Genomic DNA, 24553 nt, shown 5'->3' on the forward strand with positions numbered 1-24553 from the left:
AATGACTACTGACTAATGACTACTGACTAATGACTAATGACTAATGACTAATGACTACTGACTAATGACTAATGACTACTGACTAATGACTAATGACTAATGACTAATGACTAATGACTACTGACTACTGACTACTGACTAATGACTAATGACTAATGACTAATGACTAATGACTACTGACTACTGACTAATGACTACTGACTAATGACTAATTAAGCACTTCTCAATGCGACAATCGGGTCTAATTTAGCAGCTTGTTTTGCAGGTACGATGCCGAAAAATAAGCCGATACTGCCAGAAACACCGACTGCAAGGGCGATCGCCACTGGAGACACGCTAGCTTGCAAAGGAGTGAAAGCAGACACCAAAAGCACACCGCCGATACCGAATCCAGTGCCGATCGCACCACCAGCAGCCGACAAAATCACAGCCTCAATCATAAACTGAATCAAGATATCCTGTCCTGAAGCACCGATCGCCTTTCTCAGTCCAATTTCCTTCGTGCGTTCCGTCACAGAAACCAGCATAATATTCATAATCCCGATGCCGCCCACAAACAGCGAAATTGCCGCCACAAAAGCCAACATCAGAGTCAAAGCACCAGTAATGCTGCCCAAAGTCTTCATTAAATCTTTCTGATTTCGGACAGTAAAATCATCCTCTTTAGTAATTTTATGACGCAATCTGAGCAGATTCTCTATTTGAAATTGAGCCGCCTGCATCATAGCTTCATCTTTGATTGAAACCGAAATAAATGTTACTTTAGTACCGTAAGGAGACGATCTACCTACGATCAAATTTGCCATTGTTGTCAGCGGCAAATAAACATTCATATCTTGATTGTCGCCAAAACTTGAACCCTTGGACTGCATCACACCAATCACTTGAAAAGTCGAATTTTTGATGCGGATGTATTGACCGATCGGCTGTGTATTGCCAAATAATTGTTCTGCTGCTTCCGATCCTAAAGCAACCACATTTTCTTGTCTTTCTAAATCTAATTTGCTTAAAAATCTACCTTTGGCAACATCAAAGCTTCTGACTGTCAGAAATTCTGGGTTGGTTCCGACAATGGAAGATGAGACGTTTTTATTGCGGTAAGTAACGAGTTGACTATCATTGAGAGTTGGTGAAACTTCTTGGACGGAAGGAACTTGAGATGCGATCGCCTCTGCATCTTCCAACACCAAAGTCTGAGGCGGAATCACCGGACGACTTTGGGCTTCAGGACTTCCGGGAATGATAAATAGCAAATTTGAACCCAGAGAGTTAACTTGTCCCGCAATAAACGTCTGAGCTCCTTCGCCGATACCAATCATCGAAATTACAGAGGCATTACCAATAATAATTCCTAACATCGTCAAGCTGCTGCGGAGTTTGTTTGCCGTCAAAGTTGTGACAGCCATTTTGACACTTTCAAGAATATCCATAAGTCGATTTTGGATTTTAGATTTTAGGTTTTAGATTGGCTGTTGACTGTTGACTGTTGACTGTTGACTACTAACCACTGCCAACTGCCAACTATCAACTGACTACTTCTGATTCTTGATAATATCCTCCAACTTTTTACCAGCAGGAAGTTCAGTAAACACCCGATCGCCCGCCTTAGCACCCTCCAAAATCTGAATCTTGTTACCAATAGTCGATCCAACAGTCACAGGCTTAAACTTCGGCTGCTGCTTCTCATCGGGAACTAGCACACCTGTTTGACCTTTATTGGTCACAATTGCCACCGTCGGGACAACCAAAGCATTGCTGAGCTTTTGACCGACAAATCTCAAATCTACGTTCATACCCGACTGCAAGAAATCCTTGCCAGAGTCAATGGCAACTCGCACTTGAAACAAAGTTACATCTCGTTCCTTAACAGCTTCCGGCGCAATTAACTTAACGCGGCCTTTAAACACTTTATCGGGATAAGCATCAGCCACTATTTCAACTATTTGACCCGGTTTAATTTGACTGATATCTGCCTCCGGCACTTTCGCCAAAACCTCCACATCTCTAGCCAAAGCGACAATCGATGTCGAAGTTGCCGAAGTAGCTTCCGATGCCGAAGTTGCCGGAGTTACAAAAGCTCCTTGAATCGCGTATCTTTGGGTAATAATTCCCGCAAAAGGAGCGCGAACTTTCGTATCTTCTAACTGCACTTCTTGAAAGCGGACTTGAGCCTGAGCTTCGGCTAAATCAGCTTTAGCGGCAGCTATTTCTTCCGGGCGAGCACCGTTTTCTTGGGCAGCCAATTGGCTTTTTGCTTCAGCAACTCCTGCTTCGGCTTTAGCGATTTCTTCTGGACGGTTGCCGTTTTCTAGTTGCGTTAATTTGCTTTTTGCTTCGGCAACTTCTGCTTCGCCTTTGGCAATTCCTTCCGATCGCGTGCCGTTTTGTAACTGTTTTAATGCTTGCTGCTCAACGTCCACAGCAGCTTGCAGTTGCTTAATTTGCGACTGCCGACTTTCTTGCAGTTGTTGCAGGCGTTTTTGAGATTCTGTTAATTTAGCTTGAGCAGTGCGATCTTCTTTGATTAATTCATCCAGTTTATCTTTAGCAAGAGCGCCTTCTTGCACTAACGGGCGGTTACGTTCCACCCGCTTAGCTGTTAGTTCGGCTTGGGCTTTACTCGATTCAATTTGCGTTTGTGCTTGGGCAATTTCTTGTTTTGAACTGCCGGTTTGAGCATCTGCTAAGCGAGCTTGAGCTTGGGCTAAACGAGCTCGCCCTTGGCCTACTTCTTCGATGCGGCTACCTGCTCGCAGTTGCTGCAAATTAGCTTGAGCTTGGGCTAAACGAGCTCGCCCTTGGTTTACTTCTTCGACGCGGCTGCCGGCTTGGAGTTGAGCCAGAGTCGCCTCGGCTTGATCTAAGCGCGCTCGGGCGCTGGCGATGTCTTCCGATCGATTCCCGGCTTCAATTTTGGCGAGTTTGGCTTGCACGCTGGCCTCGCGGGCTTTAGCTTGAGCCAGTTGAGCTTCTACATCGCGGCTTTCCATGCGGGCCACGATCTGTCCTGCTTCGACTTTATCGCCCTGTTCGACAAATAATTCTGCGATCCGCCCGGAGCCTTTGGGGCTGAGATTCACGCGCTGTACGGGCTGCACCGTGCCGCTGGACGTGATCCGCACCGTGAGGTTTTGGGCTTCCACCGGCACTGTCATTGTGGCGATCGCATCTACTTTCGGCTGCGATCGACTTTTTGCTATGTATAAGGTAGTCGGTACAGCTAGCAACCCGGCTGCAACCAAACCGATCGCCCACCGCTTCGGCTTTCGTGCGGGTTTCTTTGGAGACTGCTTTTGGGCGGTTTTATTATCTGCAATTTTCGTCTCTGGGGCCTTGGTGTCTGCAATCTGAGAATCTTCCACCTTGACCTGAGCAGTTTCCTCTTTAGGACTAACTATCATACCGACTTACCAGCTAATTTAATCTCAGGATTACCTTAAAGGTAAAATTTTTACGGATGCTTGGCATCGTCTTTGAGACTCATCCGATCGGGTGATTTAAAAAAAGTTCCCCAACCAGCACCTATAAACAATTATAGCTAATTATTGCAGCTTATTAAAAAATGTTAAGCTTTTTCAGTCTCAAGATGCGGGCCCAAACTTCCCTCGCGCCAAACTCAGTCTATGGGAAGGCTTTCTTCGGGGTGCGATCGACCGCGCGCTTGGTTGCGCCACAGCAATCCCAGGGCGATCGGGCAGTTTTAAGCTCGTAACGGCACAATATGAAGACTCTTCTCATAAACCCGGTTTCGCGATCGCCAAGCTTAAATCCTCAATACATCTGCCCCGTGCCCGCAACAGGTTAAAATATTTTGCAAATCCCTTAAAAATGGAAAACACCAAAAATGAATCGTCCTCAAAGCGTTACAATTCTGGCAATTTTGCAGCTAATTAGCGGAATATTCAGTATCCTTGACGGCTTGTTTATCTTACTATTTGCTGGCATTTTTGGCGGTCTCGGTGCGGCTGTCGGTGGCGCAAAAGTTGGCACAGTAATCGGCGGATTCATTGCAATTTTTGCTGCGATCGCTTTAATTATCGGCATTATTTCCTTAGTCTTAACTTGGGGTTTGTTTCAACTCAAAAGTTGGGCTTGGACGGGAACATTAATTATCCATGTCATCGCCATTTTGTCGCAAATTGCTAAACTGTTTGGCAGCGCAGGTGCAGCAGTCAATTTTTTAACTTTGGGTTTTGCAGCAGCTAGTATTTACTACCTGCTGCGTCCCGATGTCAAACAAGCGTTTTCTATTGGATCTATTAATCGTCTCTGATTTGTGAATAAGATTTTTTTTATGAACCGCAGAGGCGCAGAGAACGCAGAGAAATAGAGGCAATAGAGAGGTTTAAAAATAGTTTCAAGATTGTTATTGGCTCTAATTAACGGTAGCGAATTCTTGGGTCGAAAAAAACATAGGAAATATCAACCGCCAGATTAATCAATACAAAAGTCACAGACACAAAAATTACTCCTCCTTGGACAATGGGGTAATCCCGCGTTAGAATTCCGCTGTAAATCCAAGAACCAATTCCCGGCCAGGAGAAAATTGTTTCAGTCAGAATCGCGCCACCTAAAAGCGTGCCAAACTGCAAACCAATAGTTGTGACGATCGGCAAAAACGCATTTTTCAAAGCGTGTCTCAAAATTACCCAAAATTCTGGCAAACCCTTCGCCCGCGCCGTGCGGATGTAATCTTGCTGCATCACTTCCAGCATAGCAGCACGGGTGATGCGAGCGATAATTGCTAGGGGGATAGTTCCTAAAGTCAAGGCGGGAAGGATGAGATGGGCGATCGCATCCCGGAAAGCAACGAAATCCCATCTCAGCAAAGAATCCAAAACATAAACACCCGTAATCGACTTAAAACCAAACCCCAAATCTACACTAATCCGCCCGCTAGGAGGCAGCCATTTCAGATAAACTGCAAACAAATAAATCGACATCAATCCCAACCAATAGACTGGCAAAGATACGCCTATTAAGGAACCGCTCATAGTTAGATTATCGAGCCAGCTATTTTTGCGAACAGCAGCCAAAATCCCCGCCGGAATTCCGATAATAACTGCCACCAACATCGCCGCCACCGAAAGTTCTAAAGTAGCAGGCCAGCGAATTTTAATTTCATCAATTATCGGAATCCCGCTAATAATGCTATTTCCTAAATCCAGGCGAAGCAAACTCCCTAAAAAAGCCCAATATTGCAAAGGTAAAGGCTGATTCAGACCCAATCTCGCTCTCAAGATTTCCACCTGTTCGGGAGTTCCCCGTTCTCCCAAAAGCACTGTCGCCGGGTCTCCCGGTATCAAATGCAAAAACATAAATACTAGCAGAGTGATTCCGAAAAGGACTGGCAAGAGTCCCAGCAAACGTTTAACAATATATTGAAACATCAGTTGAGCTCATTCACCTTGCAAATTTGCCAAAATTCGATCGACCGTTTCTTCTACCGTTAGATTGGTTGAATCCAGCCAGTAGCCAAGGCGAGGAGTTTCGGTACGGAGAATGCGATCGAAGGCATAAACCATTGTTTCGTTGGCATATCCGGTCTTCGATCTTGCTGCATCCCGTGCGGCTACAACTTCTGCCTTCGGACACAGAACGATCGCGGACAACGGCACATCGTGGAAAGTGGCAAGTACCTCAGCCAGTGCCGAACCAATGATGATGTCTTGATAAACGACCGTAAAACCAGCCTGGAGATAGTGTCGCGCTGCCATTGCTGCCAGGTGATACCGCAGTTGAAGCTGCTGATATGCTTCTGCTGACAAATTTAACGCCATTTCCGCCTGTCCGTTCACAATCATGCGACGAAAGATATCGCCGCGAAGGTGGACACTTTTGGGCAACCGTTCGGCAAGTGATTGCGCCACACTTGATTTTCCGGCGGCCATGTTCCCGGTAATCAAAATAATTTGTGGCTGATGATTTGCAGGTTGCTGATTGCTCTCCATACTGTTTGTTAAGGTAAATTCATGTAAAGTATGATAACCCCGGAGAGGTGTCTCGATCTAAACTCTCAATTTTTGCTCACTTCCTCAAAAGACTCCGACCCCAAAGGACTCGGAATCCAACCTTGAATATTCTTGCGTTTCCCTAAAAGCGGCTGGGAATGTACGATCGGCAAACGTACAGCTTCCCCATGCAAAATCTCGCTAACTTCCGCATAAATTTTCGCCCTAACTGCTTTATCCCCACTCGCCCTTCCCCGATCCAAAAGTTCCAGAACTTTCGGATTTTTCCAATTCCCCAAATCCGCCGTGGAACCAGGCCCGAAGTGAGGATAATAAAAATTGTCTGGATCGCCATAATCTCCAGTCCAACCCATCATAAAAGCTTGAAATCCGGGAGGTTTTAGCCGATCGGCCAAATAAGCAGACCAATCCTTTGTCAGCAACTTTACCCGAATCCCGATCGCGCTCAAATCCGCCGCCAAAGCTTCAGCAATCGGCTTCGGCGTGGGAAAATAGGGACGGCTGACCGGCATATACCACAAATCCAAATCAAAACCGTTCGGATAACCGGCCTTCGCCAGCATTGCTTTAGCTTGCTGCGGGTTAAATTCGTAATCTTTAACTTTGTCTGACTGCGCCAAATTCACCGCAGGCGGAACAAATTGCGAGTCATATTTGCCAAGTTCTCCCCAGAAAGCTTTGACTATGGCTTCCTTGTTGATTGTTTGGGCGATCGCCCGCCGCACCTCCGGTTTCGACAAAGGCGCGTAACTCGGATTTAACGCTAAATAACCCACATTAAAAGAAGGACGCAAAACAGTTTCTAAATTAGTATCCGCTTGCACCTCTTTCAATTGATCCGGCGTTAAATCCACAGTAAAATCAAGTTGACCGGCCCTCAATTGAGCCAGTCTCGCCGCCGGATCGTCAACAAACCGAATTACCAACTGATTGACTTTCGGCGTTCCAGTTTTCCAATAATTAGGATTTTTCTCTAAAACAATGCGATCGCCCGATATCCATTCCTTAAACACAAAAGGCCCCGTACCCACCGCCAGCGACCCCGGAGTGCCGTATTTAGCCCCCGCTTTTTTCACCGCCGCCGGACTCGCGATCCCGAAATAACCCGACCCAATCGCCGCAGGAAAGGCAGCAAAAGGTCGATTTAAAACAAACTTAATCGTAGATTTATCAACAACCGTTACATCCTTTACTAGGGAATCTTTATCACCCTTAAATCCTGCAAAAAAGTCTTTCCAAATTTGATAAGTTTTCCCCGAATCTCGATAACCGTCAGGATTTTTGGCATCCCACCAGCGATCGACATTAAACTTAACAGCTTCCGCATCAAAATCCGTCCCGTCGTGAAACTTTACTCCCGATCGCAATTTAAAAGTCCAAGTTTTGACATCCGTGGAACTCGACCATTCCGTAGCAAGACTCGGTTCGAGTTCCACAGTTCCCGGTTTAAAATCAGTCAAGCGATTGTAAATTTGGTCGATCGCAATCACCGAATTGCCATCCGTAATATTTCCCGGTTCCAGATTGACAGGCGGCCCGCCCGCACCGTAAACTAAAGCACCCGGTAGAACGGCGGCGGGAGTTGTCCCAGTTGGAGAATTATTGCTAACCGTGTTTGAAGTAGTGCTGCAATTTGATAGAATTACAGCCATCCCAAAAAATAAACCTAATAAAACTAAACGCCAGGATTTTAACAATCTCATCTCAATAACTTCCGTTTAATAGCAAATTATACTCATATAAATAAAATTCTAAACTGCTCTTTCTCTCCCCTCTGCGCTCTCTGCGTTCTCTGCGGTTCATTTCTCTTTCTCGGTACCAAGAGTGCGATCGGCGGTTTGTTGAAAAAAAATCTATAGCGGTTCTCAAAAAAGTGAAGTACGCACCAGCCTCCCGTACCCGCGAGGCCCATTCCCGCGATCCGGTGTACCTCACAGCCAGGAAAAACGCTATAGTTTACTTCATAAAATAGGATTGCTATAGGCGATCGCACCACAAGCCTACAACTCATAACTCTCTTCACCCAGAGTCCCCGATTCTGCGATACCGAGAAACTCTTCATCCTCTACTTCCTCAACAGCCAAATCAAAACTTTCAACTACAAACGGCAAACCCGCCGCCATCAAACCGCGCTGAATGCGATCGGGCGTTTCCTCAAACAACACAAATAGCGGATGAACAGCCTCAGCTTCATCACTAAAAATGTGTCTGTAGCGGTGCGGCATCACCCATTCGTAACCATTATCCAGCCAAACCTGAGACTGCCGCCAGCGACCCAACAAAGCAGAAAAATCCTCGCCCGGACGATGAATGAAAATCAAAATTTCTACTCCAATTTTCACTTTCCATTCGGGATCGCACATCAAAATCGCCAAATCGCAGGGCAAACAAACCGCCTGTCCGGGCGATATGCTAGTCCCCCCGCTTCCCGCATAGGAAACCCCGTCCCGCAAGCGCGCAATGGGCAAAGGAATGCTAATTAAACTTTCGTTAGGCCGGCGCATACTCGGAATCATTTCCATGTACAGCCGATATTTTTTCAGCAGGGCGATCGCGGCAGAAGATTCGCTGTACTCTGCTAGCAAGGCCTCGTAATATGATTGTTTGACAGACATTTTAAATCAATTAATTAGTCAGTAGTCATTAGTCAGCAGTCATTAGTCAGCAGTCATTAGTCAGCAGTCATTAGTCAGCAGTCATTAGTTGGCGGTAATTGGTAATTGGTAGTTAAAAATTTAGCCAATACCAGACAACTGACCGAACAGTATTAAAAACTAAGGAATGAAAATTTAATAACTTAAACAATTGCTCGTATTGCTCGTTACCAGGCTCTTCCTGGTAATGCAGATAGGCGAGGCTCTGCCTCCTTCTATCTCGCTGCTTCTGGAGAGAGGACTGTAGGAGGTGCTTAAGTTATTAAGTTTTCGATCCTAAAACAAAACCAATGACTAATGACTACTGACTAATGACTACTGACTATTTTTTACAGCTTCTGAAACACTGCGAACATCGGCAAATACATCGACAGCAAAATCGAACCTACGATACCACCGACGACAACAATCATCAGAGGTTCTAGCATACTGGTAAGTCCTTTTACTGCTTCTTCAACTTCCGTTTCGTAGAAAGCGCCAACTTTCATCAGCATCTTGTCAAGTTCCCCAGTTTCCTCACCAATTGCCATCATTTGAATAGCCAAAGACGGGAAAACTTGCTGTTCTTGCAAAGCAATACTGATCATGCCGCCGCTTTGAATTTCCTGTCTCGCATATTCGATCGCATTTGATATCGCCTGATTCCCGGCCACGTCTCGCACAATTTCCAACGAATTGAGAATCGGCACGCCCGATCGCGTCAGCGACCCAAATATCACGCAAAACCGAGCCACAGCAGATTTTTCGATCAAATCTCCAAAAATCGGTAACTTCATCGCAATCCGATCGATTTGCAGGTGGCCTATTGGAGTTTTGTAGTACATATCGAAGGCAAATTTTAGCGCTATAATCACCCCAATAACTGTTATCTGTTGGATCGGAGGCCAAGCCGTACAAAATGCACTAATTGCCAACATAAATACCGTAAAAGCAGGCAAATCTGCACCAATATCCTTAAAAATTTTCGCAAAAGTTGGTAGCAGAAATATGGTCATTGCGAAAAAAATCACGATCGCGATAGAGAACACAGTCTTCGGATAAGACATCGCCGAATTGATTTCCGCCTCCGTTTTGTGATTTTTTTCCATCATCAGCGCCAGACGGTCTAGGGTTTCATCCAGCACACCACCGACCTCTCCCGCCGCCACCATACTGATAAACAGTTGGTCAAAAACATCAGGAAACTTAGCCATCGCCTCTGCCAAGTTGATCCCCTCCTGTACGTCAGCATTCATGCTCCTGAGCGCCCGCTTCAACTTCGCATTAGAACACTGCTCGTGCAGCACGGAAAGGCATCTCACGATCGCCACCCCGGCATTAAACATAGCGGCAAACTGACGAGCAAAAATAGCCATATCTTTAACAGTAAGACTGGTAAAGTTATACTCAATTTGCTCCTGAATCGCACTGAAATCAAAACTACCTTTCGGTTTTTCGCGGACAACGTTGGTAGCCACAGCTCACCTCTGAAAAATTATTAAAAATTAGTTGTCAGTTGTCAGTTGTTAGTTGTTAGTTGTTAGTTGTTAGTTGTTACCCATAATTAATAACAAGGGCCAACAGCAAACTGACTAATGACTAATGACTAATGACTAATGACAACTGACTACTGACGGAATTAATGAGCTCCTACCTTGGCTCCACCAACAGGTGCCGGGCCAATCAAGCGTTGGAGTTCGTCAGCCTTAGAAGCCTTCGCCATTGCCGATTCCCAAGTGATTTTCCCGGTTTTGTAAAGTTCAGCCAAGGCCATTTCCATCGTCCTCATACCCAACTTCGCTCCCATTTGGATTTGGGAGTAAATCATTGGAGTTTTACCCTCCCGGATCAAGTTAGACATAGCTGGAGTATTCACCATGATTTCCATAGCGCAACAACGGCCGCCCCCAATTTTCACTACCAAATTTTGGCTAGCAATTCCGACTAAAGAGTTAGACACCTGGGCGCGAACCTGGGGCTGTTGAATCGGTGGAAACACGTCCAAAATCCGATCGACCGTTGCACCGGCAGAGTTAGTGTGCAGCGTTCCCATCACCATGTGACCAGTTTCTGCCGCCGAAATTGCCAGACCGATCGTTTCCAAGTCGCGCATTTCCCCCACCAGAATTACATCAGGATCTTCCCGCAGGGCTGCTTTGAGCGCATTAGAAAAGCTCTTAGTATCTTCGCCCTTTTGACGCTGGTGAAACAAACTCTTGACATTCGGAAACACGTATTCGATCGGATCTTCAACTGTGAGAATGTGCTCTGCCCGCGTCCGGTTGATCAGATCCAACAAAGCAGCCATCGTAGTAGTTTTCCCGGAACCGGTTTGTCCCGTCACCAACAACATACCCCTCGGTCTTTCCGTCATGTCCCGCAAAACCTGCGGCACGCCTAAAGCATCTGCGTTAGGAATCTTGGAGGCCAGAGCCCGCATACAAGCAGCCCAAGCACCCCGCTCCCGGTAGACATTGACCCGGAACCGAGCCAATCCTCTCACACCGTAAGCACAGTCGAGTTCCCACTCCATTTCCAACTGCTTGCGCTGCATATTGTTGAGCATTTGGAAAATCAGGATTTGCACTTCCTCAGCAGACAGAATGTCGCCGTATTGGGCTTGAGGAGTTAGTTTACCGCTGACTCGGAAGAAGATCGGCGCACCCGCTTGGATGTGTATGTCCGAACCCCCTTGCTCTACCAGGGACTCCAGTACGTCTTCAATCATCAGACCCATAGATACCTCTCCTAGATCGAGTTGATAGTTATTGACTAATTTAACTCAGTTAACAGTTGACAGTGAGCAGTGGGCAGTGGGCAGTGGGCAGTGGGCAGTTGACAGTTGACAGTTGGCCGTTACTACCAATAACTAATCACTACTACTAACTAATGACTACTGACTAATGACTACTGACTACTGACTACTGACTCTTGACTATTGAATCAATCCAAAAAGCGCGGTGTCAAGCAGTACGGACAATCCAGCATCTCGGGCTTCAATTCGGCCCGACAAGTTTTGCAGGTAAGTCCCTGCTTGCGTTTAGCTTTCATTTCCGCCTCCAAACCCGAGTCAGTAAATGTCACCCGCTCGACTTCTTCAAAGGTAGTCGCGCCTTCTCGCACCAACTGCAAGCTGTAAGCCAACAAAGTTTTCATCCCTTCTTCTACTGCTGCTTCCTTAATTTGCTCTGTGGGAGCTCCTTGAGTGATCAGAGTTTGAAGCCGCTCAGTATTTTTCAGGTACTCGTAAACCCCTACCCGTCCTTTGTAACCTAGGCCGCCGCACTTGCGACAAAGTTGCTCGCGTTCTGCGAGTTCCTTCCTTTCCTCCACCGGTACAGTGTTGGCTTTGTAAACAGTCAGATCAATTTCTTGAGAAGCCGACAGACCGTACTTACCGAGTTCTGCGGCAGTAGGCTGGTAAGGAATGCAGCATTTGTCGCAAACGCGCCGCATCAGACGCTGAGCCAATACGCCCAACAGAGCGGCCGAAACCATGAACGGTTCTACGCCCATTTCTGCCAAACGCGCGACTGCCCCGGCTGCGTCGTTGGTGTGCAGCGTCGTCAGCACCAAGTGTCCCGTCAAAGCAGCTTCCAGAGCAGTTTTTGCAGTTTCCTTGTCCCGCGTTTCCCCCACCAGCATCACGTCAGGGTCTTGCCGCAAAAATGCCCGCAGAATGTTGGAAAAAGTCAAGTCTTTTTCCCGAATTACTTGACATTGGGTAATTCCGGGCAAAGCATATTCGATCGGGTCTTCTGCCGTACTGATATTAACCCCCGGATCGTTCCGTTCCGCCAGAATCGAGTACAGAGTAGTTGACTTGCCCGAACCCGTCGGCCCCGTCACCAAAATTAGCCCGAACGGACGGCTAGCAGACTCTCGGACTAAAGCCAAAGTTTCCTCGTCGGAGATTAACAAACCCAAACCCAACTGAGTGCTGGAACTGTCCAAAATCCGCAGCACAATTTTTTCGCCGTACCGCGAAGGCAAGCTGTTCACCCGGAAATCCACCGTGCGTCCCTCGAACACCCGGCGGATGCGGCCGTCTTGAGCTTGTCGGCGTTCGGCAATGTCTAGGTTGGCAATAATCTTGAAACGAGCCGTAATCGCTTGGACTACCTGCTTGGGAAACCGGAAATACTCTTGCAGCACCCCGTCTTTCCGCATCCGTATCCGCATGAACTCTTCTTGAGGTTCTACGTGGATGTCAGACACCTTTTCCGACAAAGCTTTAGCCAAAATGATATTCACGGCCTTAATTACCGGAGCTGCTTCAGCATCGTCTAAGGTGTTAGCTAGGTCTTCTTGATCCGCACTCTCCTCTTCGAGCGAGAGTTCGCCAAAATCTCCCTCCCCTAATTCCAGCTTTCTCTGCTTTTCGGCTTCTGCTATTTTGGCTGCTACTTTAACTTGGTCGTCTTGATAGGCCGAAGTTATATCCTGATAGTCGTCTGGGGTAATCACCAAGCGCTGAAAACTCAAGCCGTGAGGCTTCAAAATCCGCCGCAAATCTTCTTGAGCATTGAGGTTGTCGGGATCGACCATTGCCACTACAACCGCCGGAGGCTCAGTTTCCGTTTTGGCTACGGGTAAAAATCGGCCTTGGTGACAAATGTCGATCGAAATCTTCAACCCGTCGAGCATAACTCCGAGTTGCTCGTTAGACAGGGCGCTCATCTCCGGGTCAAATGCCTCAACGCCGTAGACTATCTTCCTTTCAAACATCTGCTGCTTTTTATAAAGCCGCAGCAATTCTGGTGGCAATGGCTGCCCGGTAAGCGCTTCTAATACCTCCGTCAACCGCTTACCCGACTTCCGGCTATCAATTTGAGCTTGCTTCAGTTGGTCGCTGTTGACGTAACCCGACTGAATCATCTTGTTGAGAGCCGGAGTAAAAGTGCTCAGAGCAACTATCGATGTGGAGCGAAGCCCCTGGGATGCGTTAGTCATAGAAAAACACTCAATAGGTGGGAAACTCAGTCACAAAGAGTGCTGAGAGGAAAACCAACGCGGGCTTTTAACCCCCGTATGCTTTGCTTATGGATGAGCTATTGTGATTTGATGGCTCAATCCGTATATGTCAAGTGTAAGCTCGTAGTCCGCTCTAACTTTGGTCTACAAATTGACGAGAGTTTGGAGGGGGTTGCCGATGCTTGCCATCAGATATTGTTCGTGGAGTGCCGACTTTGTTTAGTTACCGGATGAACCCGCGAGATACTCTGGTTATAGCCTCGTGGCACATCACTTGGGGATTTACCCAGGGGTGTGTCGCTTTTGTGCGATCGTTTTATATTCGCAAATTGTTTGGTCAAATGACCGGGCCCTCGCAGGCGCGGTGCGTCTGTACTAGGTTCAAGCTCGGCTATGTGCTTGTTAATGATGATAGCTTTGACTAAGGGGTCGATCGATCTTTTGAGATATATTTTGATTAATTATCTGCGATCGCCCGATCGCACTTTGATCGCGCCTACTTTGAGCAGCTCTAGTTTTGGGTCGCCAAATATTACTCTAATTATATAGCAGTTCTCACTTTCGATGAGGTTTCGATCCCTCAATCTAAAATCTCAAATCTCAAACTTGTACCCTCGCGATTTGTGAGCCAGCGTATTGTGAGCCAGCGAAGCCGAAGCAAGTCGAAGTATCTCAAATCTAAAACTGGTACGCTCGTGATTTGTGAGCCAGCCTAGTCGAAGCAAGCCGAAGTATCCAAAATCTCAACCTGTACGTCACTTTTTAGAGAAACGCTATACCTTGATATCCCACCTTTGTCACTCAAACTTGATGATTCACAAATCCTGGCAATCACCTAATTAGATATTCCTCGTATTTACAGATTTCCAATCCAGATCTCAAGATATAATTTTTATAATCTTCATTTCTAAATATTCCCATATTTAAAATCTTAAATGTCAGTATCAAAAATAATTTAAACCAGCAGTGCCACCATTTTTATGGCAGGTAAAGGCTTCCTAAAAGCGCTCAACTGCAAACATAAGTGTTAATAAGAAATGTTTTATTATATTAATATCCTCAAGTATTAAATTTTTATCATCTTATCAAAACTAACAATGTATTCGATCCGTTAAATAAGATTAAACACTATTTTGATATAAAATCGTGGGCGATTAGATTGTCAAAAATCTTTCAACAACCTCGAATTGCAAGTATTGATGCCGTAGCATTAATATTCTAAAACTCTTGTTTTATAATTAGACTCGAATTCTAACCCGCAAACCAGATATTATAATTTGATCGCGGCAATAGCACTTTTTTAAAAAGGCTTTTTATTAAGGGATAAATGCTTCCTGTTTTCCGGCCAACAACTTACTTCAAATTCCGCCTAGAGCAATTAGATTGATTTACGTTATTTAACTGTGATTCCAAGCAATTTTTGAATCTATAATTCTCACAAAAAAGCAATAAAATGTAAGAGTAAAAGCTAGTTTTAAGAGAGCAATTTAATATTAAATTGACATAAAATTTAGTGCTGTACCAACTTTCATCGCAGAGGGAGACATTGCAAAATCAATAGTTTGAAAAGCACTGAGACAGGCTAAACCCGGTCTGCTAGCGATGGGAAATCGCCAGGGATAGTATAAATTTAGACTTGACACTCATACTCTAAAAAAAGATTTAAATGCGATCGCATTAATCCCAAACAAGGCTCCAACAAAAGGTTTGTTGCTGGCTCCTGTTATCGGTAGAGATATAAACAACACTTTCAAGATTTTATTGAAAGCTTGGACGGATGTTTCGACAAAGGCGCGAAATATCCTATAAATTAGAGGGTGCCATACAGAGTGAATTCTAGTTCTCTCGATTTACCGGGTTAAGTGTATCTGCTAGAATTGATAGGGTTCTGTCGCGCAGCTATTATGATTGAAGAGGAAAAACAGCAAGATCTAGATCCTGGCTCAACTGGGGAAACCCCCGAGGGTTCGCCAATGGCAAGCGAAACTCCGCCAGCACCAGCAAACTCGAACGAATCGGCCGATTGGGAACTCGAACTTGCTCGAGCTTATCAAAGTGCTCAGGGTGACTCGAAGCCAAACGCCTCCGGGGATGCTCTCACGGGCGGTTCCACCAACAATCCGGCTGTAAATGATGGGGCTGAGTCTTGGAAGAGGGAACTGGCCGAGGCGAGAGATGAAAAAGAGGCTTTGAAAACTCAAGTGCAAGCCGCATCCGCTCAAGTAGAAGAGCTAAAAAATCAAAGTCTCCGCCTAGCAGCAGATTTTGAAAACTTCCGCAGGCGCACCCAAAAGGAAAAAGAAGAGTTGGATTTACAGGCAAGATGTGGCACGATTAAAACCCTGTTACCGGTAATCGACAATTTCGAGCGCGCTCGATCGCACATCAAGCCCCAAACTGACGGTGAAATGAACATTCACAAAAGCTACCAAAGCGTTTACAAGCATATGGTAGATAGCCTCAAGCAAATCGGGGTTTCTCCGATGCGCCCCGAAGGCGAACAGTTTGACCCCAACTTCCACGAAGCTCTACTGAGCGAACCAAGTGACGAACACGAGGAAGGAACAATCATCCAAGAACTAGAACGCGGCTACATTCTGGGCGATCGCGTCTTGCGACACGCCAAAGTGAAGGTTGCAGCGCCTGGGATATCTGTGGTAGCCTCAGATGAAAATCCCGATAGTTCGGAAAGTTAATCGGGATACAACCTACTGCATTCCTCGAAGTCACTAACCCCCGAAGAGAATTCGGGGGCGTGAAGGCGGCAGGCTCAGTAACTTCTTAACTCTGGACTAAAAGCGGATTGGCGCTTTTTCAACAAATTCGGAAAAATGTTTGAACCCGTCCAAAAACGGGTACCTTCCCCCCGACTCATACCATTTTCGATTGGTGATTTGCGATAGGGAATGACTGACCTCATAAAAATTTGGAACCAAGGCCGATATTTGAATTTTTTCTGGGAACAGGTATGTGTAGTATCGATTCCCAAATTTTAGACTTGTGTGCGAGATCCCACATGAATCTGTGGAGTCAATTCTTCAATCTAAAATATAAAATCGATCGGTCTTTATATCTGGCCCTAGGATATCAAGTTTATTTCCTACAAATCCGGTCGGGTGGTGCTTGTTAAAACAAGCTGAGTCGGTTTTCATCCCCCAACTTGTAGTTGGAGGTTTGCAAACATCCTACAAAGTTTTATGAGGCGCTATGGTAAAAATTATTGGAATTGACTTAGGCACGACTAACAGTTGCGTAGCTGTGTTAGAGGGCGGTAAACCCGTCGTGATCGCCAATTCCGAGGGCGGCCGCACAACTCCGAGCATCGTAGGATTTGGCAAAGGGGGCGATCGCTTGGTCGGTCAACTAGCCAAACGGCAAGCTGTAACAAATGCTGTAAATACTGTGTACAGCATCAAACGATTTATCGGACGCAGGTGGGACGACACGGAAGAAGAAAGATCCCGCACTCCCTATACCTGCATCAAAGGCAAAGACGACACCGTTAACGTCCAAATTCGGAACAAGGTTCACACCCCCCAAGAAATCTCGGCAATGGTACTTCAAAAGCTGAAGCAAGATGCTGAAGCTTATTTGGGACAACCTGTTACCAAAGCCGTGATTACAGTGCCAGCTTACTTCACAGACGCTCAGCGACAAGCTACTAAAGACGCCGGTACGATCGCTGGTTTAGAAGTCCTGCGGATCGTCAACGAACCGACGGCGGCCGCCCTTTCCTACGGACTCGACAAGCAAAATATCGAACAAAAAATCTTGGTATTTGACCTCGGCGGCGGTACTTTCGACGTTTCGATCCTGCAACTGGGAGACGGAATTTTTGAAGTCAACGCCACCGCAGGTAACAACCATCTCGGCGGAGATGACTTTGATGACTGCATAGTTCAGTGGCTGGTAGAAGCTTTCCGCACTCAAGAAGGCAGCGACCTCTCAAAAGACAAAATGGCCTTGCAGCGCCTCAGAGAAGCTGCAGAAAAAGCGAAAATTGAACTCTCTCTCTCGCAATCCACCTCCATTAATTTACCCTTCATCTCCTCTGATGAAAAAGGGCCGAAACATTTAGAAATGGATCTTTCTAAATCTCAGTTTGAAAAACTGGTGGGTCATTTGGTACAAGCGACGATCGATCCGGTGACTCAAGCCCTCAAAGACGCAAGTCTGACCCCCAAAGATATAGACAGGATTATTTTAGTCGGAGGCTCAACCCGAATTCCGGCAGTTCAAGAGGCAATTAGCAAGTATTTTGGTGGCGCTTCTCCCGATCGATCCGTGAATCCCGACGAAGCTGTAGCTGTAGGCGCGGCAATTCAAGCCGGAGTGTTGGGCGGCGAAGTCAAAGATTTGCTGCTGCTAGACGTGACACCCCTCTCCCTGGGACTCGAAACCCTCGGCGGGGTGTTCACCAAAGTAATCGATCGCAATACAACTATCCCCACCAGTCGATCGCAAATGTACAGCACGGCGGCGGACGGGCAAACTTCGGTAGAAATTCACGTACTCCAAGGCGAACGCGCATTGGTTAAAGACAATAAAAGTCTCGGCAAATTCCTGCTCAAAGGCATTCCCGCAGCCCCCCGCGGCGTACCTCAAATCGAAGTTACCTTTGAAATCGATGCCAACGGCATTCTCAAAGTGGCCGCAGAAGACAAGGGAACCGGAAAAGAACAAAGCATCCAAATCTCCAATACAGGAGGATTGAGCGAAACCGAAGTCGAGCGGATGCGCCAAGAAGCCGAACTCTACGCTGAGGAGGACATCAAGCGCGTTCAACTCGCCGAACTCAAAAATCAAGCCGACACGCTGGTCTATAATTGTGGTGTCACTTTAAAAACCAACGCGCAATTGCTCGGCGACGACCTCAAAGTCGCAGCCGAAACAGCAGCAACAACTTTGAAGGCCGGGATGGCTAACCCCGACATCACAACCGAGCAACTAGCCGAGCAAATCGAAGCTTTCAAGCAACTGCTATACTCGCTCGGTACCGCAGTCTACGAGCAAGCTCGCAGCGCAGCCCCGTCAGTAGTAGAGGTTGAAAGCGAGACGATTTCACAACCAACAGAGGTTGCAGCTACCGACGACAGCATTTCGCTGACCCCGGATCTGCTGGTGGCGCTCCAAGCTCCGCCGGAAGCTCCACCGCCACCGGAACCCAAACCGGAACGACAACCGGAACGACAGCCGGAACCAAAGTCAAAGCGACAACCGGAACGACAGCCGGAACCAAAGTCAAAGCGACAACCGGAACGACAGCCGGAACCAAAGTCAGAACCAACAACACAGGTTCCAGAACCTGAAGTTGATGAGATGAATCCTTTCCTTTAGAGATGAAAAGCTAAAAATTAAAAGTTAAAAATTCTCATTGTTAATTCTTGATTTTTAACTTTTAATTGGTAATTTCAGGAAAGGTTGCCCGTTTTTTTTTCGTACACTTTTTGTTATTTACCTCCAGGCAAGCAGCTTTATGGCCGGTGATTACTATGAAATATTAGGCGTTTCTCGCAGCGCAGACAAAGAAGAAATTAAGCGTGCTTACCGCCGCCTAGCTCGCAAGTTCCATCCAGATGTCAACAAAGAATCTGGTGCTGAAGAGCGGTTCAAAGAAATTAACCGCGCTTACGAGGTACTCTCGGAACCGGAAACCCGCGCCCGTTTCGACCGTTTCGGCGAAGCAGGCGTGACCGGTGCAGGCGCACCTGGATTCCAAGACTTCGGCGACAGCTTTGCTGACATCTTTGAAAGCTTCTTCCAGGGGTTTTCCACGGGTGCGGGCGGTCAACAACAAGGTCGCAGGCGCAGCGGCCCGGTGCGCGGCGACGATTTGCGACTGGATTTGCGGCTGGATTTCCGCGAAGCAGTGTTTGGTGGGGACAAAGAACTCCGCATCAAACACCTAGAAACCTGCGAAACTTGCACCGGGACTGGTGCAAAACCGGGAACCAGACCTCAAACCTGTTCGACTTGTACCGGTAGCGGGCAAGTCCGCCGCGCTACTCGCACTCCTTTCGGCAGCTTTACTCAAGTTTCAGTTTGCCCCAGTTGCAACGGCACCGGGCAAGTGATTGAAGACAAGTGCGAAACTTGTGGCGGTCGGGGCCAGAAAGAAGTGATGAAAAAGCTGAAAATCACTATTCCGCCTGGGGTTGACAACGGTACTCGCTTGCGCGTTTCCAATGAAGGGGATGCGGGAAAACTGGGCGGGCCGCCGGGGGATCTTTACGTGTTCTTGGCGGTGAATGAAGACCCGCTATTTAAGCGGGAAGGCATTAATGTTAATTCGGAAGTGAAAATTAGTTACTTGCAAGCAATTTTAGGCTGTCGCTTGGAAGTGGAAACTGTAGATGGGCCGACGGAATTGTTGATTCCTACGGGAACTCAGCCTGGTACTGTTCTGACTCTGGAGAAAAAAGGGGTGCCGAAGTTGGGAAATCCTGTCAGTCGCGGCGACCATTTGATTGCGGTGTCTATTGATATTCCGACTAAGGTGACGGCTGAGGAGCGCGAGTTGTTGATGCAGCTTGCTAAGCTGAAGGGCGATCGTACTGGTAAAGGTGGCTTGGAAGGATTTCTAGGCAATTTGTTTCAGAAATAAGCAAATATTTGACACCCAATGGGTGTCAAATTTTCTTGTTTGATGATTCCGTGGCAATTTTTTAAATTCTCTCTCAAAAAAATGCGCGCAATTGCACGCATTTTGCCCAGGTAGAATAATGCGTTGGCATTTTGTTTAATTCTCTCTCAAAAAAGTGAGCGCAATTGCGCTCATTTTGTACAGGTAGAATAATTGTTCGGCAATTTGTGGGAAGAGTCCTCAAAAAAATGACACCAATTGGTGTCAAAAATCGGCGGTAGAATAATTGTTCGTCAATTTGTGGGAAGAGTCCTCAAAAAAATGACACCAATTGGTGTCAAAAATCGGCGGTAGAATAATTGTTCGTCAATTTGTGGGAAGAGTCCTCAAAAAAATGACACCAATTGGTGTCAAAAATCGGCGGTAGAATAATTGTTCGTCAATTTGTTGACGATAAAATAAGGCTTTCAAGAATTGAGATGAGAAATTTGAGAATCTAAAACGCATTATGAATTCAACATCCAAAATTGAAAATCCCAAATCCCCAGATGCCAAAATCGATCTGCGGGGGACTCCGTGTCCTTTGAACTTTGTCCGCACTAAACTGCGCTTGGAGCAAATGGCTCCGGGTGCTGTTTTGGAGGTGTGGCTGGATGCTGGGGAGCCGATCGAACAAGTGCCCGACAGTCTGAAAATGGAAGGCTACCAAATTCTAGAAACGCAGTTTGTCGCGGATGAGCCAGATGCGGGCTTTTTTGCGATGAAGGTGCAGCGCCCAGAAAACCAGGAAGCAGGATGAGTCTGAATTCCTCCTCGATCGTCGGTACTGTAGTGGCTGTTCAGGCTAACTTTTACCGAGTCAGGTTAGATCCAGCCGCCGGGATTCACGAAAATATAGCCCTGGCGGATGCTCCAATTCTGCTGTGTACTCGCCGCACTCGACTGAAAAAAATTAATCAACAGGTGATGGTGGGCGATCGCGTGGTGGTAGACGAACCCGACTGGACTGACCGCCGGGGTGCAATTTCTGAAGTCTTCCCGCGCCAAACAGAACTCAACCGCCCGCCTGTAGCTAATGCCGATCGCATTCTCCTAGTTTTTGCCCTCGCCGAACCGAATTTAGACCCCGCATCATTAACTCGGTTTTTAGTCAAGGCAGAATCTACAGGTTTAGAGGTGAATTTGTGTTTGAACAAATGCGATTTAATTTCGCCCCAAGAATTGGAACAGTGGCGCGATCGGCTTTCAAGCTGGGGCTACGAACCCATGTTTATTAGTGTTCGTAGCGGATTAGGAGTCCAGGAAGCTGTGGCTAATTTACAAAATACAATTTATGTCAAACAAATAGTTTTTCAGCCTTTATCGGACAATATAGATAGTTGTATGTTGCCTTTGGAGGATAACTCCCTACAGGCAAATTCTATTTCTCCGTTAAATGCGTTAAATTCCGTACAAAATCCGTTGCCGAATTTGCTTGAGGGCCGCACCTCAGACAAAATAACGATTATTTGCGGCCCTTCTGGAGTGGGCAAGTCCAGCTTGATCAACCAACTAATTCCGGCGCTTAACCTGCGAGTGAACGCTGTTTCTGGCAAACTCGGCCGCGGACGCCACACGACTCGCCACGTCGAACTATTTGAACTCCCTGGTGGCGGACTGTTGGCGGATACTCCGGGCTTTAATCAGCCGGCTCTAGAATGCGATCCGTCGGAGTTAGCTGAATATTTCCCAGAAGCGCGTCAGAGGCTGGCTGGGGGTAGCTGTCAGTTTAGCGACTGTTCGCACCGAGACGAGCCTAACTGTGTGGTGCGGGGATCTTGGGAACGCTACCAGTATTACTTAAGTTTCCTGGAAGAGGCGATCGTCCGCCAACAAGCTTTGCAAAACTCCAGCAGCGCCGAATCGAGTTTGAAGCAGCAAACCAAGTCGGATGGTACGCAGCAGTACGAACCGAAACTGCTAACTAAAAAATATCGCCGCTCTTCGCGCCGCCTGCAACACCAGTCGCTGCAAGATATGTGTCAAGAAGATTTAGAGGAATTCTGAGGAGGTAGCGGCTCTCTCATCGCCCGCTAAAAAAGCCCCAAATAGTACCAAGACTTACCCAGCAACCCGATTTGATAGAGCAAGATCGCGGGCGATCGACTACCATAACTAACACCGTCGGTAGTGGGGACTTTAATCCGCAACTTGGAGCGGACTAAAGTCCCCACTACGAACCAATTGCGAAATGGGTCAATGGACCGGACACGAGATAAGATAATTCTTTGTGGCCCAACACCTCGCTAGCAAGACTCGGTTTCTTTAATCGCGAGAGGGTAAGTCCCTGAGTACATTAATAGCTAAAATTAAATAGCCGAGAATTTGTTAAAAAAATTAGAACAGAAGCAAAAATTAGCGGGTACTGCAGGAGCAACAAGATTGTGACTATTCAAGAACTTTTTCAAAAAGGTGGCCCCGCCATGTGGCCCCTGTTGGTGTTATCGATTCTATCTTTGAGTACAATTATCGAACGCTTGTGGTTCTGGGCGAGCCTCCTGAGCAAAGAAAAGCTGATAGTTAACCGCATTCTCGAAGCTGCCCGCAGCGATTGGGGGGCGGCTAACGAGATGGCCAGACAAGCTAACCGACAGCCGATCGGGCGATTTCTATCTGCACCCCTGCGCCTGTACAATCCTGAACCAGACTTATTTCGACTCGCACTCGAAGCTGCAGCCGATGAAGAGTTGGCTTCGATGCGCCGCGGCGACAAAATCTTAGAAGCTACGATCGCTCTAGCCCCTTTGCTGGGCTTGCTGGGAACAGTTTTGGGCTTGATTAACTCGCTCAGTTCCATCCGTCTCGGCGACATCGGTACGGCGGCCACGAGTGGCGTCACTTTGGGGATTGGCGAGGCGCTGATCACTACTGCTTCTGGGATGGTAGTAGCAATTTTTACCTTGGTGTTTTATCGGATATTTCAAGCTTTTTTGTTCAACCAGGCAAAAATATTTCGCCGAGCCGGAAATGAACTGGAATTGCTTTACAGGCAATACTGGCCGGTGGCTAATGCTAAAGGTCGATCGCCTGATACAGAACACAACAATTCTTCCTTTGGTTCGGATGGTGTGAACAAGCGTTCTCTCAATTCTCAAGAATCGGGAGAGCGGAAGCGGGAGCCAAAATTGAAAGGTTCCGATCGTGGTGAAGATACACTTTCTAATAATTAGAATGATGGAGAACTAATGAAGATTAACTTAGATACTCCTGGTGAAGAGGCTCGGATTGAACTGGTGCCTTTAATTGATGTGATATTTTGCATTCTGACGTTTTTTTTGCTGGCGGCTTTGCAACTAACTCGCCAGCAGGCGATTAATGTCGATTTGCCGAAGGCGAAGACGGGACAAACGCAGATGCGAGAAATGCTGATTGTCAGCATTGACGATTTCGGGCAAACTTATATCGACCAATTGCCTGTTAATTACCAACAGCTCGATCGAGTTTTAAAGAGTTTCCACACCACAAATCCTACGGGATTGACGGTTTTGTACGCCCCTCAAAATGCTAGATACTCCAAAGTGGTAGAGGTTTTAGACAAATTACGCGAGGTAGGGGGCGATCGAGTTGCCCTGGCCACTCTTCCTAGTTCGGCTGCTTCCCCGCAGCCAAATCCGTCGTTTCCCAATTCTGGCATTCCTGCAGCACCTTCGGGCAATATCGGTCAACCGCTGCCGTCTCCTGTGGCTCCGGGGCAGCAGCAGTTCAATCCCAATCAGTTTCAATCCCCTCTGCCAGCTCCGGGGCAACAGCAGTTCAATCCCAATCAGTTTCAATCCCCTCTACCAGCTCCTGGGCAGCCTAGCAACTCTGGCGCGAATCTGGGCATTCCTCCTGTTTCGCCTGCACCCACTGATACCAATTCCAGGCCTGGAGTGGCCGCTCCACCGCAGAATGTCGGGCCCTCGAATTAGTCATTTAGTCTTATTGGTCATTGGTCATTAGTCATTAGTCATTAGTCATTGGTCATTAGTCATTGGTCATTAGTCATTGGTCATTTTAGCTGCTCGCGAAGTCGAAGGCTAGTCATTAGTCATTGGTCATCAGGAAGAGGAAGAAAGAAGAAGGAAGAGGGCTATAACGGCTTCGCGATCGGGCAAAAAGAACGAAGAAGAAAAAAGAGATATAGCAGTTCTCACTCTCGATGAGGTATTGATCCCTCAATCCCTCAATCCCTCAATTCCTCAATCTCCCAATTCCCCAATCTCAAGTCTAAAACTTGTATGCTCGCGACTTGTGAGCCAGCGTAGCCGAAGCAAGCCGAAGTATCTAAAATCTAAAATCTCAACTCCTCGCCTTTTTGAGAAGGCTATAAATAGAAATTCTCCCAATCTCCCCCTCTCCCAATCTCCCCC

Annotated in this window: 18 protein-coding genes; 9 read left to right on the forward strand and 9 right to left on the reverse strand. The window is 47.0% G+C overall.

Annotated elements, in window-relative coordinates; translation table 11 throughout:
• Positions 1-212: 212 nt before the first annotated feature.
• Both IQ263_RS21600 and IQ263_RS21605 read right to left on the reverse strand, forming a co-directional pair.
• On the reverse strand, positions 213-1430 hold the full coding sequence (locus tag IQ263_RS21600; RefSeq protein WP_194070155.1) for an ABC transporter permease: 1218 nt from the start codon (positions 1428-1430) through the stop codon (positions 213-215).
• Between the two features lie 102 nt (positions 1431-1532).
• Positions 1533-3401, reverse strand: coding sequence for an efflux RND transporter periplasmic adaptor subunit (locus IQ263_RS21605; RefSeq protein ID WP_194070156.1), 1869 nt, complete (start codon positions 3399-3401; stop codon positions 1533-1535).
• 161 nt (positions 3402-3562) lie between these two features.
• On the opposite strand from IQ263_RS21605, the gene IQ263_RS21610 reads away from it, so the two are divergent.
• Positions 3563-3712, forward strand: a complete 150-nt coding sequence (locus IQ263_RS21610) for a hypothetical protein (protein ID WP_194070157.1) — start codon at positions 3563-3565, stop codon at positions 3710-3712.
• 132 nt (positions 3713-3844) lie between these two features.
• On the forward strand, positions 3845-4273 hold the full coding sequence (locus tag IQ263_RS21615; RefSeq protein ID WP_194070158.1) for a hypothetical protein: 429 nt from the start codon (positions 3845-3847) through the stop codon (positions 4271-4273).
• A 106-nt stretch (positions 4274-4379) separates the two neighbouring features.
• Here IQ263_RS21615 and IQ263_RS21620 read toward each other — a convergent pair whose 3' ends face one another.
• The 7 genes from IQ263_RS21620 to IQ263_RS21650 all read right to left on the reverse strand — a co-directional run bounded on the left by IQ263_RS21620 (position 4380) and on the right by IQ263_RS21650 (position 13558).
• Positions 4380-5390: an ABC transporter permease gene (locus IQ263_RS21620; RefSeq protein ID WP_194070159.1), complete on the reverse strand. Its 1011-nt coding sequence runs from the start codon at positions 5388-5390 to the stop codon at positions 4380-4382.
• Positions 5391-5399: 9 nt separating this feature from the next.
• The gene (locus tag IQ263_RS21625) at positions 5400-5951 is read right to left on the reverse strand and encodes an AAA family ATPase (protein WP_194070161.1); all 552 of its coding nucleotides are present in this window, start codon (positions 5949-5951) and stop codon (positions 5400-5402) included.
• A 65-nt stretch (positions 5952-6016) separates the two neighbouring features.
• Positions 6017-7675 carry an ABC transporter substrate-binding protein gene (locus IQ263_RS21630; protein WP_194070163.1) on the reverse strand — a complete coding sequence of 553 codons (1659 nt, stop codon included), beginning with the start codon at positions 7673-7675 and terminating at the stop codon, positions 6017-6019.
• Positions 7676-7972: 297 nt separating this feature from the next.
• Entirely contained in the window at positions 7973-8587 is a 615-nt protein-coding gene (locus IQ263_RS21635; protein ID WP_194070165.1) for a hypothetical protein, read from the reverse strand.
• 368 nt (positions 8588-8955) lie between these two features.
• On the reverse strand, positions 8956-10083 hold the full coding sequence (locus tag IQ263_RS21640) for a type II secretion system F family protein (RefSeq protein WP_194070167.1): 1128 nt from the start codon (positions 10081-10083) through the stop codon (positions 8956-8958).
• Positions 10084-10244: 161 nt separating this feature from the next.
• Positions 10245-11342 (reverse strand): type IV pilus twitching motility protein PilT, encoded by a 1098-nt coding sequence (locus tag IQ263_RS21645; RefSeq protein WP_194070169.1) that lies wholly within the window; start codon positions 11340-11342, stop codon positions 10245-10247.
• Between the two features lie 206 nt (positions 11343-11548).
• Positions 11549-13558, reverse strand: coding sequence for a GspE/PulE family protein (locus IQ263_RS21650; protein ID WP_194070171.1), 2010 nt, complete (start codon positions 13556-13558; stop codon positions 11549-11551).
• A gap of 1925 nt (positions 13559-15483) precedes the next feature.
• Here IQ263_RS21650 and grpE point away from each other — a divergent pair.
• The 7 genes from grpE (at position 15484) to IQ263_RS21685 (ending at position 24112) form a co-directional block, all read left to right on the forward strand.
• Entirely contained in the window at positions 15484-16275 is a 792-nt protein-coding gene (gene grpE / locus IQ263_RS21655) for a nucleotide exchange factor GrpE (protein WP_194070173.1), read from the forward strand.
• A 511-nt stretch (positions 16276-16786) separates the two neighbouring features.
• A complete protein-coding gene (dnaK, locus tag IQ263_RS21660) occupies positions 16787-18916 on the forward strand; it encodes a molecular chaperone DnaK (protein WP_194009413.1) in 2130 nt (709 codons plus the stop codon).
• A 139-nt stretch (positions 18917-19055) separates the two neighbouring features.
• On the forward strand, positions 19056-20183 hold the full coding sequence (dnaJ, locus tag IQ263_RS21665) for a molecular chaperone DnaJ (RefSeq protein ID WP_194009412.1): 1128 nt from the start codon (positions 19056-19058) through the stop codon (positions 20181-20183).
• 487 nt (positions 20184-20670) lie between these two features.
• Positions 20671-20961 (forward strand): sulfurtransferase TusA family protein, encoded by a 291-nt coding sequence (locus IQ263_RS21670; RefSeq protein ID WP_194009429.1) that lies wholly within the window; start codon positions 20671-20673, stop codon positions 20959-20961.
• Positions 20958-22208, forward strand: a complete 1251-nt coding sequence (gene rsgA / locus IQ263_RS21675; RefSeq protein WP_194070183.1) for a ribosome small subunit-dependent GTPase A — start codon at positions 20958-20960, stop codon at positions 22206-22208. Before IQ263_RS21670 ends, rsgA begins: the two co-directional genes overlap by 4 nt.
• A gap of 377 nt (positions 22209-22585) precedes the next feature.
• On the forward strand, positions 22586-23371 hold the full coding sequence (locus tag IQ263_RS21680; protein WP_194070185.1) for a MotA/TolQ/ExbB proton channel family protein: 786 nt from the start codon (positions 22586-22588) through the stop codon (positions 23369-23371).
• Between the two features lie 15 nt (positions 23372-23386).
• Positions 23387-24112, forward strand: a complete 726-nt coding sequence (locus IQ263_RS21685) for an ExbD/TolR family protein (protein WP_194070187.1) — start codon at positions 23387-23389, stop codon at positions 24110-24112.
• The last annotated feature ends 441 nt before the right edge of the window (positions 24113-24553 follow it).

Origin of the sequence: Tychonema sp. LEGE 06208 (genome assembly GCF_015207505.1) — a bacterium.
GTDB lineage: Bacteria > Cyanobacteriota > Cyanobacteriia > Cyanobacteriales > Microcoleaceae > Microcoleus.